Here is an 18533-nt window from a genome sequence, read left to right on the forward strand (position 1 = left end):
TAGCCATTCCAGTACTTCTCAAAAACATAGGCCGATGACAACAACTGCGCGGATGGACGAGCAGAGCTTTGGCGCTGCACCAGCGAGTGTTCGTGAAACAGATCACTATCAACAGGAGTACATCGAACAATTCGCCGATCGCTGGGATCGCCTGATTGATTGGGAAGCTAGGGCTAAGGCTGAAGGAGACTTTTTTATACGAATCCTGCGAGAGCACGGCGTCAAGTCGGTGCTCGATGTTGCCACCGGAACGGGGTTTCACTCGATTCGCCTGCTTCAGGAAGGTTTTGATGTGGTGAGTGCCGACGGCAGTCCCAATATGCTTGCCAGAGCATTCCGTAATGCACGGGATCGCAATCAGTTGCTTCGCACTGCTCAGGCCGATTGGCGATTTTTGAACCGAGATATCCATGGAACTTTTGATGCAGTTATTTGTTTAGGTAATTCCTTTACGCATCTTTTTCGTGAGCGTGATCGACGTAAGTCATTGGCTGAGTATTACGCCGTACTCAAGCATAATGGCCTCTTGATCTTGGATCATCGAAACTATGATCGCTTGCTTGAAGGTGGGGCTGCAGTGAAGCAAGGAAAGGGTAATGTCTACTGCGGTGAAGATGTCTCGGTCAGGCCTGATCATGTGGATGAAGGGCTTGCTCGCTTCCGCTACGCATTCAGTGATGGAAGCACATTCCATTTGAACATGTTCCCACTTCGGCATGGCTATGTGCGTCGTCTCATGCGTGAAGTTGGATTTCAAAAAGTGGCCAGTTATGGAGACTACGAGCGTAGTAAGGATGACCCCGATTTTTATATTCATGTAGCTCATAAAGCTTATGAAATGGATGGTGATTCCACGGTTATTTAGATATGTCAAATCCTCAACGCTCTGTCGCTGAGCGCATTGCTTCGGAGTATTACGACAGCACTGATGCTGATCGCTTCTATGAGGAGGTCTGGGGGGGGGAGGACATTCATATCGGTCTATACGCTTCGGAAACAGAGGCGATCGCTCAGGCAAGTCAACGCACTGTCAGTGCTTTGATGGACTTGATGGGCGCACTTTCCCCAGGGGCAACCGTCGTCGACTTCGGCTCAGGTTATGGCGGAGCAGCGCGGCGTTTGGCCAAGGAGCTTGGGGTGCGTGTAGAAGCGATCAATATCTCTGCTGTTGAAAATTCCCGTCATCGTCAGCTGAATCAGAGCGCAAAACTACAGGACCAGATCCGTGTTCATGATGCGTCCTTTGAAGATGTGCCCCTCGCAGCATCCTTTGCTGATGTGGTGTGGAGTCAGGACGCGATTCTGCACTCAGGAAATCGTCAACAGGTTTTGCAAGAGGCCTCACGCTTACTGAAGCCTGGTGGTGTCTTCGTGCTGACCGACCCGATGGCCGCGGATGGGATCGATACCGCTTCTTTGAGAGCAATCTTGGAACGTATTCACCTTCCCGATATGGGATCTCCTGATCGATATCGTGCCTGGGCCATCCAGGCTGGGCTTTCACGAGACGTTTGGCAGGAGAAGACGGACATGTTGATTCGTCATTACAGTCGCGTTCTCGAAGAGCTTCAGCGTCGGGAGCAAGAACTACAGGCCAAAATCAGTCCCGACTATCTTCAGCGAATGGCCGCCGGTTTGGGTCATTGGATTGATGGTGGTCAAAAGGGTCGGCTGAGTTGGGGTTTGATGCGTTTTCGAAAACCGCTTGAATAGGTTTAAGTAGAAGATCAACTTCCATGACTCATGAGGGGTATTTATTTTGAGATCGCGTCTCCTTGACTGGATCTTTTGACTCTGATTAGAAGATCGCTTACCCATCTCCAATGACTGGCAATCTCTCTCTACCCAGTTGTAGATGTCATCTATAGCTATCATGGGCTAAATAAAGTAATTCGCCAACTCATAGACACAATGCTATCTACAGATGAGCAATACAGACCCCAACGGCCTGATCTTTACTGCATTGCACCATTTCTGGGCAGACAGTGGGCTTATTTTGCTTGGGGAAAGCATTACAGGAGATGGTCCAAGACAACCTGCTCGTATACCTTCAAATTGGACACCTCATCCCTATGAACCATGGCAGGGTCGTTCCGATGCCGGATCCTATGGCGATGTCTATTCCTTCCAAGTCTGCAAGCCGCATCGTTTCGATGCATCAGATAGCCCTGTGTAATTCTCATTCAGTGAACAAAGCAGCCGTTTGGCTAAAACATGACGCTGGCCGGACGCAACGATTAGCTTGAATAAATATGTTTGAAACTTAAAGCACGCTTCAGAGTTTCTATCAATATGGCGTTCAAGTCAACGGTGAGAGGTCTTACTCTAACTTTGCTCACATCATATCATCATAATTTGAGACTTTTAATGCGAATATTGTTGGCAGTAGGTTCAAAGCTATGGCCTGACTAAATTCGTTGAAGGAATTGTGATCAAACTTGCATTGTCGGGATCCCACAAAAGAAATTTTGAACTTCGCAGCATTGTTCCAAGTCGCAATATTGGTACGTTTTCCAGAAGATGTTGATTGCATTGATGACATGCTTCAAGATTGTAATTGGGAATCCTTTCGCAAAGATGGTGAATGTTATGGAAGCCAATATTTGCTGTGAACCATTGCAGCATTGGTGGGAGGATGAGTAGGCTCGAGCCTTCTAATGCCCCTCGCATCGGGCTCCAACCGTGGCTCGGATGCGCATAGCTATTTTCGAATATATGCTGTATGTAGAATACGTAAATTAGGCTGCTAGCTGTTAGGCATAGAATAATACTGTACAAGCTTAGAAATAATCCGAAACCAATACACCATCCAAGGCAGGTCACAGCAATCAAGCTAAAGAAGTTGCTTAGGCAAAGATCGTTGAATTCCTCCCTTGACCCCCACATGCGATTCTCCGGCCTGATAAGGCCAATCAAGAGATCAAGCCTGGGTTTGATTGCCAGGTAATAGAAGCCACCAGGTATAGCCATGAGCGGGTGGTGGATCGCGGTGTAGATCCGTTGCTCTTTATGGCTGAGGTTTTGAAATTCTTCCAGGCTGAGAAAATCAGCGACCCCTCGATACCGTTCCCAGTCTCCATTGGTTTTGTGGTGATAAGCGTGGTCAATGGACCAGGACAGTTGCGGGACCGCATTGACGACGCCCAAGAGGAATCCAAAGACCCGATTCAGCTTTGGGGTTTCAAACAACGATCCATGGCCGCAATCGTGCATCAATGAAAAACTTCTCAGCGAAAATAAGCTGAGAACGATCAGAAAAGGTGGAGTGAGCCAAAGGGACACCTCAGTGGCTTGAAGCATCAGCCACCACAACAGTCCATAGGGAATCAGCGTGTTGCTTATCTGAGTGAGAGCCTTTCGATTGCTGCGTGTTGTAAAAGGCTTCAGGCTGAAGTCTTGATAGGTAGGTGATTTCATTGGACGTCGTTTAGGTGAGTTCAAATTCGTCGCGGCGGCGTACCAGTTGACTCAGGGCTACCTCCGGGGGGACCTTTAAAGCTTGGAAGTGCAGCACCAACGACTCCTCGGCACATCCCAACCAGGCCATGGCATCTGTTGACGGGTTATAGGTCTGAAGAGCTCTATTGATTTCTAGTCTGCTTTGCTCGCAAGACAAGCTGCCAATGACGTTTTCAGCATCTGCGTTGGTGAGGTAAATCGGTGCCAGAAGACGCGCTTCAGTACTCCATGGCCACGGTCCTGCTTCTGCTGTCATCGTGAGAGCACGGATCCAGACCATTCCTCTGCCATGTTCCTGGAACCCTTGCCAGGCCCAAGCACCCACCAGGATGCTGTTCTCCTTCAACCACGTTGCCTTGGCCTCCTCTGTTGGCGGTTGGAGACTCCGAAGCTCTGGACAGGTGTTTGTTGTGTTCAAAGGCGTTCAGCTGGCAATGCAGTTTGGCGAAGTATGCAAATTGTCGGCCGTGACCAATTGAAAGTAAAATGTTCATTCTTCATTGATTCATGAACGCAGCTCATGAGCATGTTCTTCAGAGGTTGCATCTGCAGATCATTTTTGAAGTAGAGGGTCGTGGTTCTTTAACTGCTGCTGCTGATGCGCTGTCACTAACGCAGTCAGCCCTGAGCCATTCCATCAAGAAACTTGAAAAGCAGCTAGGAGTGACGATTTGGATGCGTGACGGTCGACAGTTGTATCTTACTCAGGCGGGTCGTTATCTTCTTTCTTTGGCCGAAAGAGTTTTACCTCAACTCTCGCTAGCAGAGGATCATCTTGATCAATTTTCTGCGGGTGTCCGGGGTACATTGCGGGTTGGTATGGAGTGCCATCCTTGTTATCAGTGGATGCTAAATGTGACGAATCCATATCTGAAGGCTTATCCAGATATTGATATTGATGTGATTCAGAAATTTCAGTTTGGTGGCCTCGGGGCTTTGCTGAATCATGAAATCGATATGCTCGTTACTCCTGATCCTTTTTTCAAGCCAGGGCTCGAGTTTGAGCCAGTGTTCGACTACGAGCAGGTTTTGGTGGTGTCAGATCAACATCCATTGTCTGCCAAAGATTGGGTGATTCCCGACGATCTGAGGTCTGAGGTTCTGATTTCTTACCCAGTTCCCTTAGAGCGCTTGGATATCTACAGGAGCTTCTTGACGCCAGCCGGTCTGTCGCCAGCTCTGCACAAGCGGATTGAAACCACTGACATGATTTTGCAGATGGTGTCTAGCGGTCGCGGCGTCACGGCATTGCCCCGTTGGCTGGCTGAACGCTATGTCGCCTCGATGAGACTCACGGTGCTCCGGCTGGGTCAGAGCGGTATTGCCAAGCAGATTCATTTGGGCATGCGTCAGGCAGACGCGTCCTTCGACTACATCACCGGCTTTGTCAGCCTTGCGCGGCGCCTAGAGCGCCCCGCTGAGAATTGAATCACCTGGTTTCTCATCCAGCAGGCTGTGTTGTCTTCAGTCGTTGGTAATCGTGGACCCCGGGTGCGGGCCGGATTGCGTTCAACTGAGGTTTTTATAATGACTTTTCGTTTTTGAGTGAATAGGTCAGACGAGGAATCATTATTTCGTTGCAAAGATAGAACAGTGGCTGAGCCTTAGACCACCGAAACTTGTAGAAAGTGAATCCAATATGAGCTTCATGGCAACGCTCATAGAATTCAAAACTTCTAATGCAATCGTCGTTGGGATGGCAGACGGCAATGCACTCTTGCAATACGCGAGGCGCTGAAGGGTTTGACGCCGACGGGCTTGATGGCAACGGCGGCGTCAGTCACGTCAGCGATTTGGGTGCGCAACACGTCGCTGAACACAAGTGGATCCTGATGCGTCCTGCCTAGGGTGATCCTCCAAATGTGTTTGAGGATGTTTTTGGGCTGGGCCCCAATGCAACGTGATCGGCAGCCCGAGGTGATGGATCAACCTGGTCTCGATCCTGTCGCTCATGAACAAGCCCTCCAGGGTTTGCGACGGATCAATGCCATCAGTCGTTGCGTGCCGGGTCTGTTTCGTCACATTGAGACGCTTGCACGTGAGAGTTCATCCGCTCAGCTGAGCGTGCTTGAACTGGCTTGTGGAGGAGGTGATACGGCGATTGAGCTTGCTGCGCTTGCCCGAAGACACGATGTCGGAGTGTCGATTCATGCCTGCGACCTCAATCCCGAAGCGGTACGGATCGCACGGCGCAATGTGGCCCGATCTGAGAGCGATGTTGATGTGTTTGTCGCGGATGCTCTTGATCCGGCTGGATCCGAGCAATTCGATGTGGTGTACTGCACGCTGTTCGTCCATCATCTGGATCCTCCGGATGTGGTCCGACTTCTGACAGGGATGGCCGCCAGGGCACGACGTCTCGTCCTCGTTGACGATCTGATCAGAAGTCGTCTTGGTTACTCCTTGGCTTGGATGGGCACACGTCTACTTAGCCGTTCCTGGGTGGTCCACCACGACGGCCCCTTGTCTGTCCAGGCAGCCTTCACTCCCACGGAGATCCTTCAACTTGCGTCTCAGGCTGGTTTGAGGGCTCCTCTCCTGGAGCAAACCTGGCCCGAGCGTTTTCTGTTGAGCTGGAGACCTCGCTGAGATGCAGAACAGTTGGGATGTGATCGTGATCGGCGCAGGGGTTGCCGGTGGTCTGGCGGCCTTTGATTGCGCACGTCGTGGTCTACGGGTTCTGCTTGTGGAGAAACGCTCGTTCCCACGCTGGAAGGTCTGTGGCTGTTGCTTCAATGCCAATGCCATGGCTGCAGTGACAGCCGCAGGGCTTCCGGATCTGTTTTGTGATCAAGGTGCTGTGCCCCTCGATCACCTTCGTCTTGGCTGGAGTGGCAGGACGATGAACCTGCCGTTGCCAGGCGGTTGGGCACTCTCGCGGGAGCGCTTTGATCAGGCTCTGGTCAACGCGGCCATCGCAGCTGGCGCGACCGTGCGATTCCAAACCGGTGCTGTCTTGGAGGAGATGTCTTCAGCGGGGCGCATGGTGCGGTTACGACCGTCTGGCGGCGCTCCAGTTGAGCGGATTCAGGCCCGTGTGGTGCTCATCGCGGCCGGCCTGCAGCACCAGGTGCTGGCATCGTCGGACCCTGCCAGCTCCAGCAGCACGTCAGGCTCGAGGCTTGGGGCTGGTTGTCTGATCAGTGATGACGAAGTCCTTTTCGAGTCCGGAGCCATTCACATGGCCATCGGCCGGAGTGGATACGTCGGTTTGGTTCGCCGGGAGGATGGTGCTCTCAACCTGGCGGCCGCGTTCGACCGCGCGGTTGTTCAATCTTCCAGTGGTGTCTCTCATGCGGCAGAGCTGGTTCTCAGACAAGCCGGCTTCCCCTTGCCTCATGAAATGGAGACATCCCGCTGGCAGTTGACTCCTGCGTTGACCCGTCGTGCTGATGTCTTCTCAGGCGACCGTTTCCTGCTGCTTGGCGACTCCACCGGTTACGTGGAGCCGTTCACCGGTGAGGGAATGGCCTGGGCTCTTGCCGCTGGGGCCGCTGTGGCTCCTTTCGTGCAGGAAGCCCAGGGCGAATGGACGACAGATCTCGAGCAGCGCTGGCAGAGGAGGCTGGAGACGCTGACGATCCGTCGGCAGCGTCTCTGCACTCTGCTGTCGACGTTGTTGCGACATCCTGTCGCGACAGATGCTTTGTTCAAGCTGGGGAGCCAATGGCCTGCCATACCGCAACGCATCATCAGCAGCCTCAATCAGGTGTCCCCCCTGATGGCGAGTCTCTGATCCATGCCCCTCACACTTCACGGCATTGGCACGGCGGTTCCAACTCAGCGACTGAGCCAGGAAGAGGCGGTGCAAGTGGCGCATCGGATCAATGCCGAGAGCCCTGAGCAGAAAAGGTTGATGTCTCGGATTTATCAGAAAACCAAGGTTCTGAGCCGAGGGAGTGTCCTGCTCGACAAGGATGCCGAACGCGGCACGAGCCAGGAACAGCTCAGCTTCTACGGCCCTGAAAGTCCTGGAACGGCAGAACGGATGCAGGCTTTTGAGGCCCATGCCGGTCCGCTGGCACTTCAGGCCGCGTCGAAAGCGCTCAGCGACAGCAAGATTTCCCCAGGGGCGATCACCCACCTGGTGACGGTCAGTTGCACCGGGTTTCAATCACCCGGTGTTGATCTGTTCCTGATCGACAAGCTTGAGCTGGCTCCGAGTGTTCAGCGGACACATATCGGCTTCATGGGGTGTCACGGCGCACTGAATGGTTTGCGTGTTGCCCATGCCTTTGCGGAGATGGATCCCAAAGCGGTGGTCCTGCTCTGCGCCGTCGAGCTCTGCAGTCTTCATATGGCATATGGATGGCACCCGGAGAAGGTTGTCGCCAATGGTTTGTTTGCCGATGGTGCTGCTGCCGTCGTCGCCTCCGCTAAACCTTCCTGCTCCGATCCGACCCTGGTGTTGCGAGGCAGTGGCTCGACGGTGATTCCTGACAGTTCCGATCTCATGCACTGGGAGATCGGAGATCACGGATTTGCGATGGGTCTGTCTCCACGGGTTCCCGACGCAGTTGGGGCTGCCTTGTTGCCTTGGTTACGTGGCTGGCTCAAGGACCAGGCCATTGAACTGGAGGCGGTGACCAGCTGGGCCGTGCATCCCGGTGGTCCGAGAATTCTCTCGACCTGTTCAGATGTTTTGTCGCTGGATCCGAAGCTTCTGATCGAATCCAGAGGCGTTCTTGAAGAGCATGGCAACATGTCGTCGGCGACGATCCTGTTCATCCTTGAGCGCCTACGTCGGCGGTCGTCTGCAGGGCCTTGCCTCGCTCTTGCTTTCGGCCCCGGATTGAGCGCCGAGGTTGCTCTGTTCAATCTTGCTCGTTAGGAAGGATCGACGTAACAGCTCAGCTCAGCTCAGCTCAGCCATCATCCTGAGGCGACAGAACCTCGGTCGATGTCATTGGTTGCTGGCCTGTTTTGAAAAGGGCTGCTGCCACCTAGCTCCTAGTTTCAGGGGCCTGTCTGGAGAGCTTGTACCTGAGTTGTCCCTGAAATTTTTGTTCAACTGGGTGTGATTGTTGGTTATTGATGATTCACTGCCTGAGTAGTGGTTTTGTATATGTCGCCTTTATCTCGCCGTCAGACCCTGGGATGGTGAAGCTGTCACCGAGAACATCATGCTGGATGGTTCCGAATGAATGACTGCCTCCTCCATAACCATGTCCATCGAAGGAGCCTTTTTTCATGCCTGAAGTCAATGATGCTCAATCCCGTCTGAATCCCACCGATGTGAAGGCCATCCTCTCGCCACGTTCGGAGGAGGAGGTCCGCAAGGCGATCCTGACCGCGGCCGAAGCGGGCGATGCGATCTCCATGGCCGGCGGCCGGCATTCGATGGGGGGTCAGCAGTTCGGGACCGGAACAGTGCATCTCGATCTTCGTGGGATGGATCGAATCATTGACTTCGATCGTCGAAACGGTCTGATCGACGTTGAGGGTGGAATCATGTGGCCGGAATTGATCGGTTACCTCCACGCCGATCAGGACGGGAGCGAAACGGTCTGGGCGGTGCGACAGAAGCAGACCGGAATCGATCAGGTCTCCATTGCGGGCTCGCTCTCCTCCAACATCCACGGCCGGGGCCTTCGATTTCCGCCGTTTGTTTCGGACATCGAGTCCTTCCGGATCATCGACGCCGATGGACGCTTGAAGGTGTGCAGCCGAACCGAGAATCGTGAGCTCTTCGCCCTCGCGATCGGCGGGTACGGTCTCTTCGGCGTGGTGACCCGGGTCACGATTCGACTGGTGCCTCGGTTCAAGGTGAAGCGAATGGTGGAGGTCATCGCGGTGAGGAATCTCATGCCTCTGATCGATGCGGCGATCGAGGAAGGTTTCCTCTTCGGCGACTGTCAGTACTCAATCGACCTGCATAGCGGCGAGGAGTTCCATCCCGGAGTCTTCTCGTGCTACCGGCCGGTACCCGACCACACTCCCGTTCCCGAAGAGACCCGCCACATGGCGTCGTCCGACTGGGCCGATCTCTATCGACTCGCGCGAACCAATAAGGGAAAGGCCTTTGCGACGTACAAGCAGTTCTATCTCGGTACTTCGGGTCAGGTCTACTGGTCGGATGCCCACCAGCTTTCGAACGTGTTCGAAGGCTATGCAGCTGAGGTTTCCACCGATCAGGGGACCGAGATGATTACGGAGGTCTACGTCGACCGCGACTCACTGATCCCATTTCTGACCGAGGTGCGTGGGGACTTCATTCGCCATGGAGTCGACATGACCTATGGAACCATCCGGTTCATCGAGCCCGACGAGGAGAGTTTTCTCCCATGGGCTACTCGGAGAAGCGTTTGCATCGTCTGCAATCTGCATGTCATGCACACGCCGGGAGGCATCCAGAAGGCGCAGGCCGATTTTCGCCGGATCATCGACCGGGTGATCGAGCATGGGGGGCGGTTCTATCTCACTTATCACCCGTGGGCGACGAGGGAACAGGTCGAGACGTGCTATCCACGATTTGCGGAGTTCCTCGACGCGAAGCTGATGCACGACCCCGAATGCCGGTTTCAGAGCGACTGGTATCGGCACTACGCGACGCTGTTCGGCCGGGTCTGACCCGCGACGAACCCAGCCTTCCTGGCGTCCATGTTTCAGCCCGTCTGGCACACGGGAATCCGCTGCGAAGCTGAGTTCAGCCTGGCCTTGGTGGCGTTTGTGCTGTTGGTGGGTTGGCGTCAACCGGCGTGGCGGGTGGTGCTGTTTTGCTCCGGGGTGGATGTTTGCCCCTGGCCTGATCGATTCCTCTGCAGAATCACTTCATTGATGGGGAGCGTGGTGGCTGGAGCTGGTGTGAATCCTGCTGATCAGCGCTGGGGCTGGTAGTCGCTACTGCCACTGAGACGTTAGTTGTTGGAATTGTTGTAAGAGGCTTGTCCCTGCGTTGTCCCAGGTTTTTTGTGCAACTGGGCTTGATGGAGTTCAACTGAGCCATCCATCAATCGTTCAGGTTGATGGATCAGAAGGTGATCCTTGTGTGATGGCTTTGCGTGCGGTGTTGATGCTGCAGCAGTTGCTTTCGCTGTTCTATTGGCGTTTTGCTCCTGCAAATGCAGCAGCTGAATGCTGAATGACAGATCTTTTTGGAAATTTTTCATGCATTGAAAGCGTGTATGGACCACGAGCCAATAAAGGATTGGTGATGTATTTTAATCGAAAAAAATTGCCAGTAAATTATGATTATTTTGGGTATACTTATTAAAATCTTTCTTTAAACGCGATTGCTTGCCGTTCTTAATAATTCAATCAAATTTAGCCTGATAGAATTACCAAATACAACCTCTATTTCTGATTCAGTTCAAGCAATTATGAGTGAGGGCGAGTTTGTCTCCGAAAACAAAATAATTGACCTTGAAAAATCAAAATTGCGTTCCCCCTGAAACGTATTGAAGTACTAGACACCTCCCAGCAGGCTTCCAGAGATCGACTTCAAATGAGTTTGCGGCTTGTTCAAGTCCACACTATTAGCCGATCTCTGGGAAGCTAGTTCCTTAAAAACGGGATCATTGATCTGGTTCGCAGACAATTTATTCATGTCTGCTGTTGAACACGAAATTTCTTCAGAAAGGCCAAATCCTGCGTAAACAGCATAAGCCCGTTGGGCTCCCGTGCCATGAGATTTACTACCGATTGTGTATGCAGCTTGAGCCATACTGATGATATCTCTCTTCGTGATTTCAAGTTCATTAGCACCTTGCCCAAGGATTGCTCCAGAAAGGCAATCGGCTTGTAATTCAGAGACTGGCTGAACATATTCCATTTCAAAAGCTGTCTGAAGATAGTGCGCATATTCATGGGCAATCACATAAGCAATTGCTGCAGGTCCAAAGTGTTTGAAGAAAGGTTCAAGCTGCTCTTGGACGACATAAATTGTGTTGACCCGTGGGCAATAGGAGGTTCCACCCACATCAGTCGCGATCCTTCCTCCGTGGTTGGAAACGCAACCACCAAGGACCTTGGTGTCTGATTTAACGTTGGTGATGATCTGCGGTGGGTTGAAATTCTTGAGCTTCGGATCTTTTTGCCAGTGGTAAATCACGTAGTTGCCAAAGGCTTCAACGCTCTGGTTGAGACTGGCTGATTTTACTGGATATTGGGCTGTTGCAGTAAGTAAGCCCAGTGCAGAAATGGCACCGAAAGCTTTTTGGGCCAAGCTCATGAGCAATGTGGTGATTGCATACAGCTTCAATTTAGCGATCAAACAACTGTTTGGCAGCAGCCATGCTCAATGATGAATCAATGCCTCTAGTTCTTGAAGTGGCTAATTTGGTGAAGAGCTTGTTTGGGCAATGCGTGTTGCGTCATCATTAGTTTCGATATCTTTGCCGGCTCTACCTTTGATTCAGCTGCCTGTGCAGGCAGGCTGGTTTGTCGATTACAATCTGATTGCGTAGAATAAGCAAGTATAATAACGCATGATAACGCACTATTTACCTGATGATCCTTTGTGGAAGAAGTTGGATACTGAAGCCGGGATTTACGCTAAAGTTTGTTCATGGTTTCGATACATGACTTTTAAAGACTGCATTCCAAGACTGGGCAAAACCGCTTATCACGGTCTACGACGGCATCGCCGTATCAGTAAGCGACATGGATGGCGCACAGGACGCGTCCGGCAAGTAATGGTTGAAACCTGCCAAGGAGACCCTGTCGCAAGGCTTGCCTGCGAACTCAAAGTCACCGATAATCGATTGGAACGTCTTTAAAAGGGGAAGGGGAATTTATGAATATTATCAACCTAGATAAGATGTTGAACAAAACTCACAAAAAAACTTCAGCGCAATACTTAATGCAAAGTTGTAACGGGAAACCAAATTGTACTAGTATAGAGAAATGAGAATTATCAACTTTCTTTCTATCGGGTGCCTATGGCTGCCTTTAGGAATCTGTTTTAACTCAACGATTGCTACTCCAGTCTTCGCCGCGGAAAACATTGCACAAGTCACCACTTTAACTGACAATCAGGAAACAGTTAATAGAGCGATTGATTTACAAAAGACAGGTAATTACGCTGAAGCTGCCAAGATATGGAAGACTCTTGTTGAGATCAGGAAATCAAAATATGGATCGGAAAGTCTTGCTGCCTCCTATGGCTACAATAGGTTAGGACGTATATATTTTGATCAAGGCTTTTACAACGAGGCAGAGACTTATCTTCAGAGAGCGCTGGCGATACAGGAAAAGCAATCAAGTGCCGATCCTTTGGAGATGATCTCTACACTCAGTTACCTAGCCGTGGTGTATCAAACTCAATCTTTATATAGTGAAGCGGAACCACTGTTTCAAAAAGCAATTTCAATTTCCGAAGAGATATCAGGAGAGAGTCACGTCTACACAGCTGTACTTTATAGAAGCTTGGGTGAGCTATATTCAAAGCAAGGCTTCTACCGCAAAGCAGAAAGATTGTTCCAAAGAGCAATTAAGATTTTTGAGAATAAACTAGGAATTGCTAATTTTCAAGCAGCCATTACTCTTCGACATCTGGCTGATGTTTACAAAAAAGAAAGATTATACGCAAAAGCCACACCGCTTTACCTTGACGTTCTCTCTATTTACACAAAAATACTGCCAGAAAATCATCCAGAGACTGCTTTGACACTTAATCACCTAGCATGGGCATATTCAGAGCAAGGCTTAAGTAATAAGGCCGAGACGCTGTTTCGACAATCTTTAGATATCTATTTAATTTCACACGGCGAAAACCACCCTGCGACGTTAGTAAGTATGAATAATCTTGCGATGTGGTATATGAAAGAAGATCAAGCCCATAAAGCAGAGCCGCTATTGCTGGAGGTGCTCAGCAACTTTGAGAAGATCTACGGTCCAAATCATCCATCTACAGCTGATATTATAAATAATTTAGCCTTTTTATATGAGAGCCAAGGATCAAGTAAAAAATCAGCACAAATGCTTAAGAGAGGTTTGATTATTGAAGCAGATTTGATTCAAAGAGAAGTACCTTTTCTAGCGCGAAATGATCGACTTTCATTTATCAAAAGCCTTGGGTTTACTCATGAAGCAAGTTTCTCATTGGCGTCATCTGGGACAAGTGGTGCTGAGGTATCTCTCTTCGCTCGCTTGAATCGCCAAGGCTTATTGACAGAAATTGAAAAAAGACAAGCACTTATATCAATGTTTTCAGGTGAACAAGTTAAATTAGCAAATGAACTCAAGGAAGTTATGAAACAAATAGCTTCTTTAGCAATCACACCTGATCAACGTAAAGCCCTGTCCGAGCGGCAAGAGTTCATAGAAAAACAATTATACCGATTGTTGCCGCAATTGAAACCTAGGATTGTTGAGGTAGAAGAGATTGCCAAAGCTCTTCCAGCAGATAGTGTATTGATTGAATTTCAACGATATCGTCCCTTTACTGCAAACCGTCCTGTTGACAAGCGTTGGGATGATGAACGCTATTTAGCAATGGTGCTCAATTCGAATGGGACAATTGAGGTGGTAGATTTAGGATCTGCTGAATTAATTGATAAAAATATTAGCAAAGCTGTAGAAGCAATTGAAAGTCAGTCAAATGAATCGCCAGCATTAATCAAAAGAATTAGCGAAATAATTGTTTATCCACTACTGAATGTTGTTAAAAGTACTAAAACTTGGTTCATCTCGCCAGATGGTGAGCTGAATCGTCTGCCTTTTGCAGCTCTACCTACAGCTGACAATGGCTATTTGAGTGATCAAGTTGAGCTGAGACTGTTGACTACCGGCCGTGAGCTCTTAGATCTACAGAAACCAATTTATTTAGCCAAAGGTGATGTGTTGATCATTGCAGACCCAAACTACGATGGAGTTGTGTCTCAGAGGCAGGTTGTTACTAGTTACAACCATGATGATACAAGTGTGAAACGTTCAGCTGCTTTGCCTACTCAATTGAAATGGCAGCGCTTGAAGGCAACAGCATATGAAGGCACAAAAATTCAAGGGTTAGTGGGCGGCGAACTATTGATGGATTTAAAAGCCACTGCGACCACTGTCAAGCAAATTCGTGCCCCACAAATTCTTCATCTAGCGACGCATGCTTTTTACCTGCCTGATCAAACAAATAAGGGGGCGACCCCACGCGTAGCGTCAAAAACGCAGCGCAGCAGTGGTGAAGGCTTGAGCACATCGCTTTTACAAGGTGAAAGTCCGCTATTGAGAAGTGGGATTGCTTTGGCAGGGGCCAATCAGCCGAATGCAAATCCAAATGACGATGGTTACTTAACAGCTTTAGAGGTGGCTCAACTCGATTGGGATGGAACAGAGCTTGTTGTGATTTCAGCCTGTGAGTCAGGGCGAGGCGATATTCGTGCTGGTGAAGGGGTTTATGGTTTGAAACGTGCAATTGCCGTAGCCGGCGCAAGGAGCAGTTTGCTGAGTCTGTGGAAGGTGGATGATGCAGCAACAGCAGCCTTTATGGAGAGCTTCTATCAGCGCTTAAAGCAAGGAAAAGGCAAAGCTGATGCCTTGGCTGAAACGCAAAAGGAGTTCCGCAATCACCCCATTCCGATGTGGCGTGAACCGTATGTATGGGCAGCATTCCAGCTGAGTGGAGATTGGAGACCGGTGGAGGGTCTTTAATCCCGAAGTCATCGTCCCGAACAGGTTTGCCTACCAGAGACCTGGTTTTGGAATCACCCCTCAGGCCATGGAACGAGTGGTTGGCTTCGGAGGGTTGAACTCCACATCCACCTCAACCAACTCCACCCATGAAAAAGATTCTTGTTTCCCTGTTCGCTCTCGGTGGTGTCTCGATTGAAATCATCCCAATAGCAGAGGCGTATTCCAGCTGTGCCACTTCCTGGTATGGAAGTGGTCCCTATCGCACCCGTAGCACTTATTTGCGGTGGAATCTCCGATGTTTCTGATGTTGTGAACCAGCTTCTACGTAAAAATTAGTCAAGAAGTCACCAACCAAGATCTTGTTTGACCAAGTGACAAATGTCAGCACAAATTACCATCTTGACCTGTTGGCGACCCATCCAAAAAGCCTGAGACTCCATACCTGCACCCGAAGACTTCTCGAATGATCTCGTTCGAGCGGAAACGGTAATGGTCCAATTAGGAATTCCGGAGCATGTCTGCAGAGGTTGAGAGTAGTCCTGCAATCTGGTGAAGGTCGAGCTGTTTCACCTCCAGCAGTTACCGCAGCGTTGTACCGACGCGTGCGTAGCCCATGAATTCTCGAACATCCTTTAACCCGTGCTTCTCTGAAAATTCACGCCAGATCCAGCCGTTCTTGGCGTCCTTGTTTCAGTCCGTCTGGCACACGGGAATCCGCTGCGGCGCTGAGTTCATCCAGGCGTTGGTTGCATTTCTGCTGTTGGTGAGTTGGCGGCACCGGCGTGGCGGGTGGTGCTGTTTTGCGCCTCGGTGGTGGTTTGCCCCTGGTCTGATCCGTTCCTCTGCAGAATCACTGCATTGATGGGGGGCTTGGTGGCTGGAGCTGGTGTGATTCCTGCTGACCAAAGCTGGCCCTGGTGGCCGCTGCTCCCGCTCTATCCGTATGGTCGCCGCCGCACGGTGTTCAGTGAGTTAATCCCCGGGCAGCTCTGGAGCCTCGAGCAGCTGCAGGGGGTGTATTACGTGGCGGTGCCCGTGCGGCTCACCGTGGCCAAGGTGCCGGGTGGCTTGATGTTGGTGAACCCGCTGCCGCCGACCCGCGAGCTGCGCCAGGAGATTGCTGCGCTGGAGCAACAGCACGGACCCGTGCGCTCGATCGTGTTGCCCACCGCCTCGGGACTGGAGCACAAGTTGCCCTTGCCCCCCCTGGCGCGGGCTTTCCCTAACGCAGATCTCTGGGTCTGTCCAGGACAGTGGAGTTTCCCGATTCCCTTGCCGTCCTCCTGGCTTGGTATTCCGTCACATCGAACAAGAGTGTTGCTCGACGATGGCGTCCCCCATGGCGATGTTTGTGAGTGGATCTCCCTGGGACCGCTCGATCTTGGCTTGGGTCGTTTTCAAGAGGTGTCCTGTTTTCATCGCCCCTCAGGGGCTCTGCTAGTGACCGATGCCCTGGTGGGCATCAGTGCCGAACCGCCAGCGTTGTTCGACTTGGACCCAACTCCCCTGTTGTTCCATGCTCGTGAATGCGGAGATGAGCCACTTGCGGATTCACCCGAGGCACGTTGTCGCGGTTGGGCACGACTGGTGCTTTTTGCCTCTTACCTAAGACCTGAACCGTTGGAGGTTCCAGCTGTTCCAGAACTGCTGCGCCATGCTTTTCGTCCGGGGCTCAGATCCTTGCGGGCTCATTTTGGCCTGTATCCCTTCCGCTGGAAGCCTGGCTGGCAGGAGTCTGCCGATGGCTTGATGGGCAGCGCAGCGCCCAAGCTGCAGGTGGCTCCTGTCCTTGAGCGCCTTGTCCTGCCCCGAGCGCTCACCAGCCTGATCACCTGGCTGGGAGACGTGTCACGCTTCAGCGATCTGCGCTGGCTTGTTCCTGCTCATTACTGCGCTCCTCTGAATTTTGGATCTGAGGAGGTTCTGGCCTTACGGAACGAGCTCACAAAAAGGACCTGGGCCCCAGATGATCACAATTGGGCCTTTTTGAGTTCTATCGATCAACGTTTGCTGAAGCTCGGTGTTGTGCCGAAGAATCCCTAAATCAGAGATTGAGCTGATCGTCAGATTCGACCGCCATTTCGTCGTCAGCAAAAAGATTTTCCTCCAACTCCTTGCGCTGCTCCATCTGGCGAAGGAAGTAGCCCGTCATCATGGCTGAGGCGAGCATGTTGGCCAGGTTGTCCCTGTTAGCAGTGACTTTCACTTCGAAGTGCTCGCCTGGAAGCATGCCCAGCAGCCCCTGAACGTTGTGGCGAATGATGTCCTGGATTTCGCCGGATGCAGAACGTGCGACACGCTGGAGAGTGTCAGGGGACTGCTCCTGTAGGTACTGGATCAGGCTGTTCCCCGCTTGACCGTCGCTGTGATCCGTGGTCAAAAACTCGGGATTGAACATCCTGTGTGATCAGCATCACGGACCCGACACTAACGCAGCCTCCGGATTCAGCCCGTCCTCATTGTTGGCGGAGATCCGTATCGGACCAAATCGCACCGGCGGCCAGTAGCGCCAGACGGCGGTTCCGATCACATTGGCCTGGGGAAGTGGTCCCCAAAGGTGGGAATCGAGGCTTGTATTGCGGTTGTCTCCCATCACCCAGAGCTGATTCGGCGCAATGGTTACCGGCTCCATCGCGTAATCGATCGATTCGGCCAGCCAGGGTTCCTCCAGAATCTCTCCATTGCGAATCAAGACTCCGTCACGCACTTCCAATTGATCTCCCGGTTGTCCCACAACCCGTTTGATCAGAGCGGCTGACGGGTCGTAGCCGGCTTCGACCAGTTGCGGCGGGGCTGCGAACACAACAATGCTGTCCAGTGGCAGCGGGGACCCTTGCCGCCGGCTGAGCCGCGGACGGATCTTCTCAACAAGGATCCTGTCCTGCAGCTGCAGGGTGGGCAGCATTGATCCGGATGGAATCCAGCGGGGTTCGATCACGATCCAGCGCACCAACAAAGCCAGCAGACCCCAGAGGATCAGGTTGCGCCAAAAACGATCGGGTTTCTTGTCGTCGGAAGGAGTTGAGGGTGATGTCAACAGTTTTTGGAGTCCTCAGCGTTTCATGAGCGTGTCACGGGGTAATTCTCCGAACAATTCTCTGTAGTAGCGGCTGACATCTCCACGGCTTGGAAAGCCATAGCGAAGTGCCACATCCCCGACTCCGCTTGGTTCAACACCGCTTGCACTTGACCAGGTGAGGCTCCAGGTCCTGATTCAGTTCAACAGCGATCTGCGTCACGGCTGAATTGCGATCACCCTGAAAAATCAATCCCTGGCTGGAATCAATCCTGACGACTGGAAATCCAAGGGTCTTTGACGCACGCAGACGACCCTGCAGAGGACCTGGGGTGAACTGAGTAATGCGGCATCTGTACCCGATGGTTCTGCAGAACTGCTTGAGCTCACTGCTGCTTCGAAATGGTTGGTCGATCATTCGTGATGGTCGGCCAGTTTGAGAAACCTCAACTCCTTTTGGCAACAAATCGCTCCGAAACAGCTGTTGCAGCAA

19 protein-coding genes are annotated in these 18533 nt (G+C 51.6%); 11 read left to right on the plus strand and 8 right to left on the minus strand.

The genetic code is table 11. The annotated features are described in order from the left end of the window. Window positions 1–52: 52 nt before the first annotated feature. Together SYN9616_RS0103505 and SYN9616_RS0103510 are read left to right on the plus strand one after the other, a co-directional pair. Window positions 53–865: a class I SAM-dependent methyltransferase gene (locus SYN9616_RS0103505; RefSeq protein WP_156918650.1), complete on the plus strand. Its 813-nt coding sequence runs from the start codon at window positions 53–55 to the stop codon at window positions 863–865. Window positions 866–867: 2 nt separating this feature from the next. Continuing rightward, the gene (locus tag SYN9616_RS0103510; protein ID WP_028951882.1) at window positions 868–1713 is read left to right on the plus strand and encodes a cyclopropane-fatty-acyl-phospholipid synthase family protein; all 846 of its coding nucleotides are present in this window, start codon (window positions 868–870) and stop codon (window positions 1711–1713) included. A 684-nt stretch (window positions 1714–2397) separates the two neighbouring features. On the opposite strand, the gene SYN9616_RS0103515 is transcribed toward SYN9616_RS0103510, so the two are convergent. Beyond that, complete coding sequence (locus SYN9616_RS0103515; protein ID WP_028951883.1) at window positions 2398–3417, minus strand: fatty acid desaturase; 1020 nt, start codon at window positions 3415–3417, stop codon at window positions 2398–2400. 10 nt (window positions 3418–3427) lie between these two features. Then, a complete protein-coding gene (locus SYN9616_RS0103520) occupies window positions 3428–3877 on the minus strand; it encodes a hypothetical protein (RefSeq protein WP_028951884.1) in 450 nt (149 codons plus the stop codon). An 89-nt stretch (window positions 3878–3966) separates the two neighbouring features. Here SYN9616_RS0103520 and SYN9616_RS0103525 point away from each other — a divergent pair, with 89 nt between their 5' ends. From SYN9616_RS0103525 to SYN9616_RS18175, 7 genes are all read left to right on the plus strand, one after another. Next, on the plus strand, window positions 3967–4887 hold the full coding sequence (locus tag SYN9616_RS0103525; protein WP_028951885.1) for a LysR family transcriptional regulator: 921 nt from the start codon (window positions 3967–3969) through the stop codon (window positions 4885–4887). A gap of 281 nt (window positions 4888–5168) precedes the next feature. Continuing rightward, entirely contained in the window at window positions 5169–5306 is a 138-nt protein-coding gene (locus tag SYN9616_RS17840; RefSeq protein ID WP_232199974.1) for a hypothetical protein, read from the plus strand. Window positions 5307–5331: 25 nt separating this feature from the next. Continuing rightward, window positions 5332–6048, plus strand: coding sequence for a class I SAM-dependent methyltransferase (locus SYN9616_RS0103535; protein ID WP_028951886.1), 717 nt, complete (start codon window positions 5332–5334; stop codon window positions 6046–6048). 1 nt (window position 6049) lies between these two features. Next, entirely contained in the window at window positions 6050–7195 is a 1146-nt protein-coding gene (locus SYN9616_RS0103540; protein WP_028951887.1) for an NAD(P)/FAD-dependent oxidoreductase, read from the plus strand. A 3-nt stretch (window positions 7196–7198) separates the two neighbouring features. Continuing rightward, complete coding sequence (locus SYN9616_RS0103545; protein ID WP_028951888.1) at window positions 7199–8290, plus strand: type III polyketide synthase; 1092 nt, start codon at window positions 7199–7201, stop codon at window positions 8288–8290. A gap of 359 nt (window positions 8291–8649) precedes the next feature. Further along, window positions 8650–10029 carry an FAD-binding protein gene (locus tag SYN9616_RS0103550; RefSeq protein ID WP_028951889.1) on the plus strand — a complete coding sequence of 460 codons (1380 nt, stop codon included), beginning with the start codon at window positions 8650–8652 and terminating at the stop codon, window positions 10027–10029. Between the two features lie 30 nt (window positions 10030–10059). Beyond that, window positions 10060–10296 (plus strand): hypothetical protein, encoded by a 237-nt coding sequence (locus SYN9616_RS18175; RefSeq protein WP_028951890.1) that lies wholly within the window; start codon window positions 10060–10062, stop codon window positions 10294–10296. Window positions 10297–10316: 20 nt separating this feature from the next. Here SYN9616_RS18175 and SYN9616_RS0103560 read toward each other — a convergent pair whose 3' ends face one another. Continuing rightward, window positions 10317–10568, minus strand: a complete 252-nt coding sequence (locus SYN9616_RS0103560; protein ID WP_028951891.1) for a hypothetical protein — start codon at window positions 10566–10568, stop codon at window positions 10317–10319. Window positions 10569–10864: 296 nt separating this feature from the next. Further along, window positions 10865–11629: a hypothetical protein gene (locus SYN9616_RS16065; RefSeq protein WP_156918652.1), complete on the minus strand. Its 765-nt coding sequence runs from the start codon at window positions 11627–11629 to the stop codon at window positions 10865–10867. A 674-nt stretch (window positions 11630–12303) separates the two neighbouring features. Here SYN9616_RS16065 and SYN9616_RS0103570 point away from each other — a divergent pair. Continuing rightward, window positions 12304–15042: a CHAT domain-containing tetratricopeptide repeat protein gene (locus SYN9616_RS0103570; RefSeq protein ID WP_028951892.1), complete on the plus strand. Its 2739-nt coding sequence runs from the start codon at window positions 12304–12306 to the stop codon at window positions 15040–15042. A 637-nt stretch (window positions 15043–15679) separates the two neighbouring features. On the opposite strand, the gene SYN9616_RS18180 is transcribed toward SYN9616_RS0103570, so the two are convergent. Continuing rightward, a complete protein-coding gene (locus SYN9616_RS18180; protein WP_369791918.1) occupies window positions 15680–15802 on the minus strand; it encodes a hypothetical protein in 123 nt (40 codons plus the stop codon). 83 nt (window positions 15803–15885) lie between these two features. Between SYN9616_RS18180 and SYN9616_RS0103575 the strand changes: the two genes are divergently transcribed. After that, window positions 15886–17067, plus strand: coding sequence for a DUF4336 domain-containing protein (locus tag SYN9616_RS0103575; RefSeq protein ID WP_037990643.1), 1182 nt, complete (start codon window positions 15886–15888; stop codon window positions 17065–17067). Between the two features lies 1 nt (window position 17068). Here SYN9616_RS0103575 and SYN9616_RS0103580 read toward each other — a convergent pair whose 3' ends face one another. The 3 genes from SYN9616_RS0103580 to SYN9616_RS0103590 form a co-directional block, all read right to left on the minus strand. Continuing rightward, entirely contained in the window at window positions 17069–17422 is a 354-nt protein-coding gene (locus SYN9616_RS0103580) for a DUF760 domain-containing protein (protein WP_028951894.1), read from the minus strand. 15 nt (window positions 17423–17437) lie between these two features. Next, the gene (gene lepB / locus SYN9616_RS0103585) at window positions 17438–18061 is read right to left on the minus strand and encodes a signal peptidase I (protein ID WP_028951895.1); all 624 of its coding nucleotides are present in this window, start codon (window positions 18059–18061) and stop codon (window positions 17438–17440) included. Between the two features lie 133 nt (window positions 18062–18194). Beyond that, window positions 18195–18458: a hypothetical protein gene (locus SYN9616_RS0103590; protein ID WP_156918653.1), complete on the minus strand. Its 264-nt coding sequence runs from the start codon at window positions 18456–18458 to the stop codon at window positions 18195–18197. Window positions 18459–18533: the final 75 nt, after the last annotated feature.

Source organism: Synechococcus sp. CC9616 (genome assembly GCF_000515235.1).
In the GTDB taxonomy this organism is placed as follows: Bacteria; Cyanobacteriota; Cyanobacteriia; order PCC-6307; family Cyanobiaceae; genus Parasynechococcus.

Excerpts from the sequence above, each read along its gene's own strand:
- SYN9616_RS0103515 (WP_028951883.1), bottom strand. The coding sequence starts at position 3,417 with ATGAAATCACCTACCTATCAAGACTTCAGCCTGAAGCCTTTTACAACA.
- SYN9616_RS0103510 (WP_028951882.1), top strand. The coding sequence starts at position 868 with ATGTCAAATCCTCAACGCTCTGTCGCTGAGCGCATTGCTTCGGAGTAT.
- SYN9616_RS0103580 (WP_028951894.1), bottom strand. The coding sequence starts at position 17,422 with ATGTTCAATCCCGAGTTTTTGACCACGGATCACAGCGACGGTCAAGCG.
- SYN9616_RS0103505 (WP_156918650.1), top strand. The coding sequence starts at position 53 with ATGGACGAGCAGAGCTTTGGCGCTGCACCAGCGAGTGTTCGTGAAACA.
- SYN9616_RS16065 (WP_156918652.1), bottom strand. The coding sequence starts at position 11,629 with ATGAGCTTGGCCCAAAAAGCTTTCGGTGCCATTTCTGCACTGGGCTTA.
- SYN9616_RS0103550 (WP_028951889.1), top strand. The coding sequence starts at position 8,650 with ATGCCTGAAGTCAATGATGCTCAATCCCGTCTGAATCCCACCGATGTG.
- SYN9616_RS18175 (WP_028951890.1), top strand. The coding sequence starts at position 10,060 with ATGTTTCAGCCCGTCTGGCACACGGGAATCCGCTGCGAAGCTGAGTTC.
- SYN9616_RS17840 (WP_232199974.1), top strand. The coding sequence starts at position 5,169 with ATGCACTCTTGCAATACGCGAGGCGCTGAAGGGTTTGACGCCGACGGG.
- SYN9616_RS0103590 (WP_156918653.1), bottom strand. The coding sequence starts at position 18,458 with ATGATCGACCAACCATTTCGAAGCAGCAGTGAGCTCAAGCAGTTCTGC.
- SYN9616_RS0103535 (WP_028951886.1), top strand. The coding sequence starts at position 5,332 with ATGTTTTTGGGCTGGGCCCCAATGCAACGTGATCGGCAGCCCGAGGTG.
- SYN9616_RS0103540 (WP_028951887.1), top strand. The coding sequence starts at position 6,050 with ATGCAGAACAGTTGGGATGTGATCGTGATCGGCGCAGGGGTTGCCGGT.
- SYN9616_RS0103525 (WP_028951885.1), top strand. The coding sequence starts at position 3,967 with ATGAACGCAGCTCATGAGCATGTTCTTCAGAGGTTGCATCTGCAGATC.
- SYN9616_RS0103570 (WP_028951892.1), top strand. The coding sequence starts at position 12,304 with ATGAGAATTATCAACTTTCTTTCTATCGGGTGCCTATGGCTGCCTTTA.
- SYN9616_RS0103575 (WP_037990643.1), top strand. The coding sequence starts at position 15,886 with ATGGGGGGCTTGGTGGCTGGAGCTGGTGTGATTCCTGCTGACCAAAGC.
- SYN9616_RS0103560 (WP_028951891.1), bottom strand. The coding sequence starts at position 10,568 with ATGAAAAATTTCCAAAAAGATCTGTCATTCAGCATTCAGCTGCTGCAT.
- SYN9616_RS0103545 (WP_028951888.1), top strand. The coding sequence starts at position 7,199 with ATGCCCCTCACACTTCACGGCATTGGCACGGCGGTTCCAACTCAGCGA.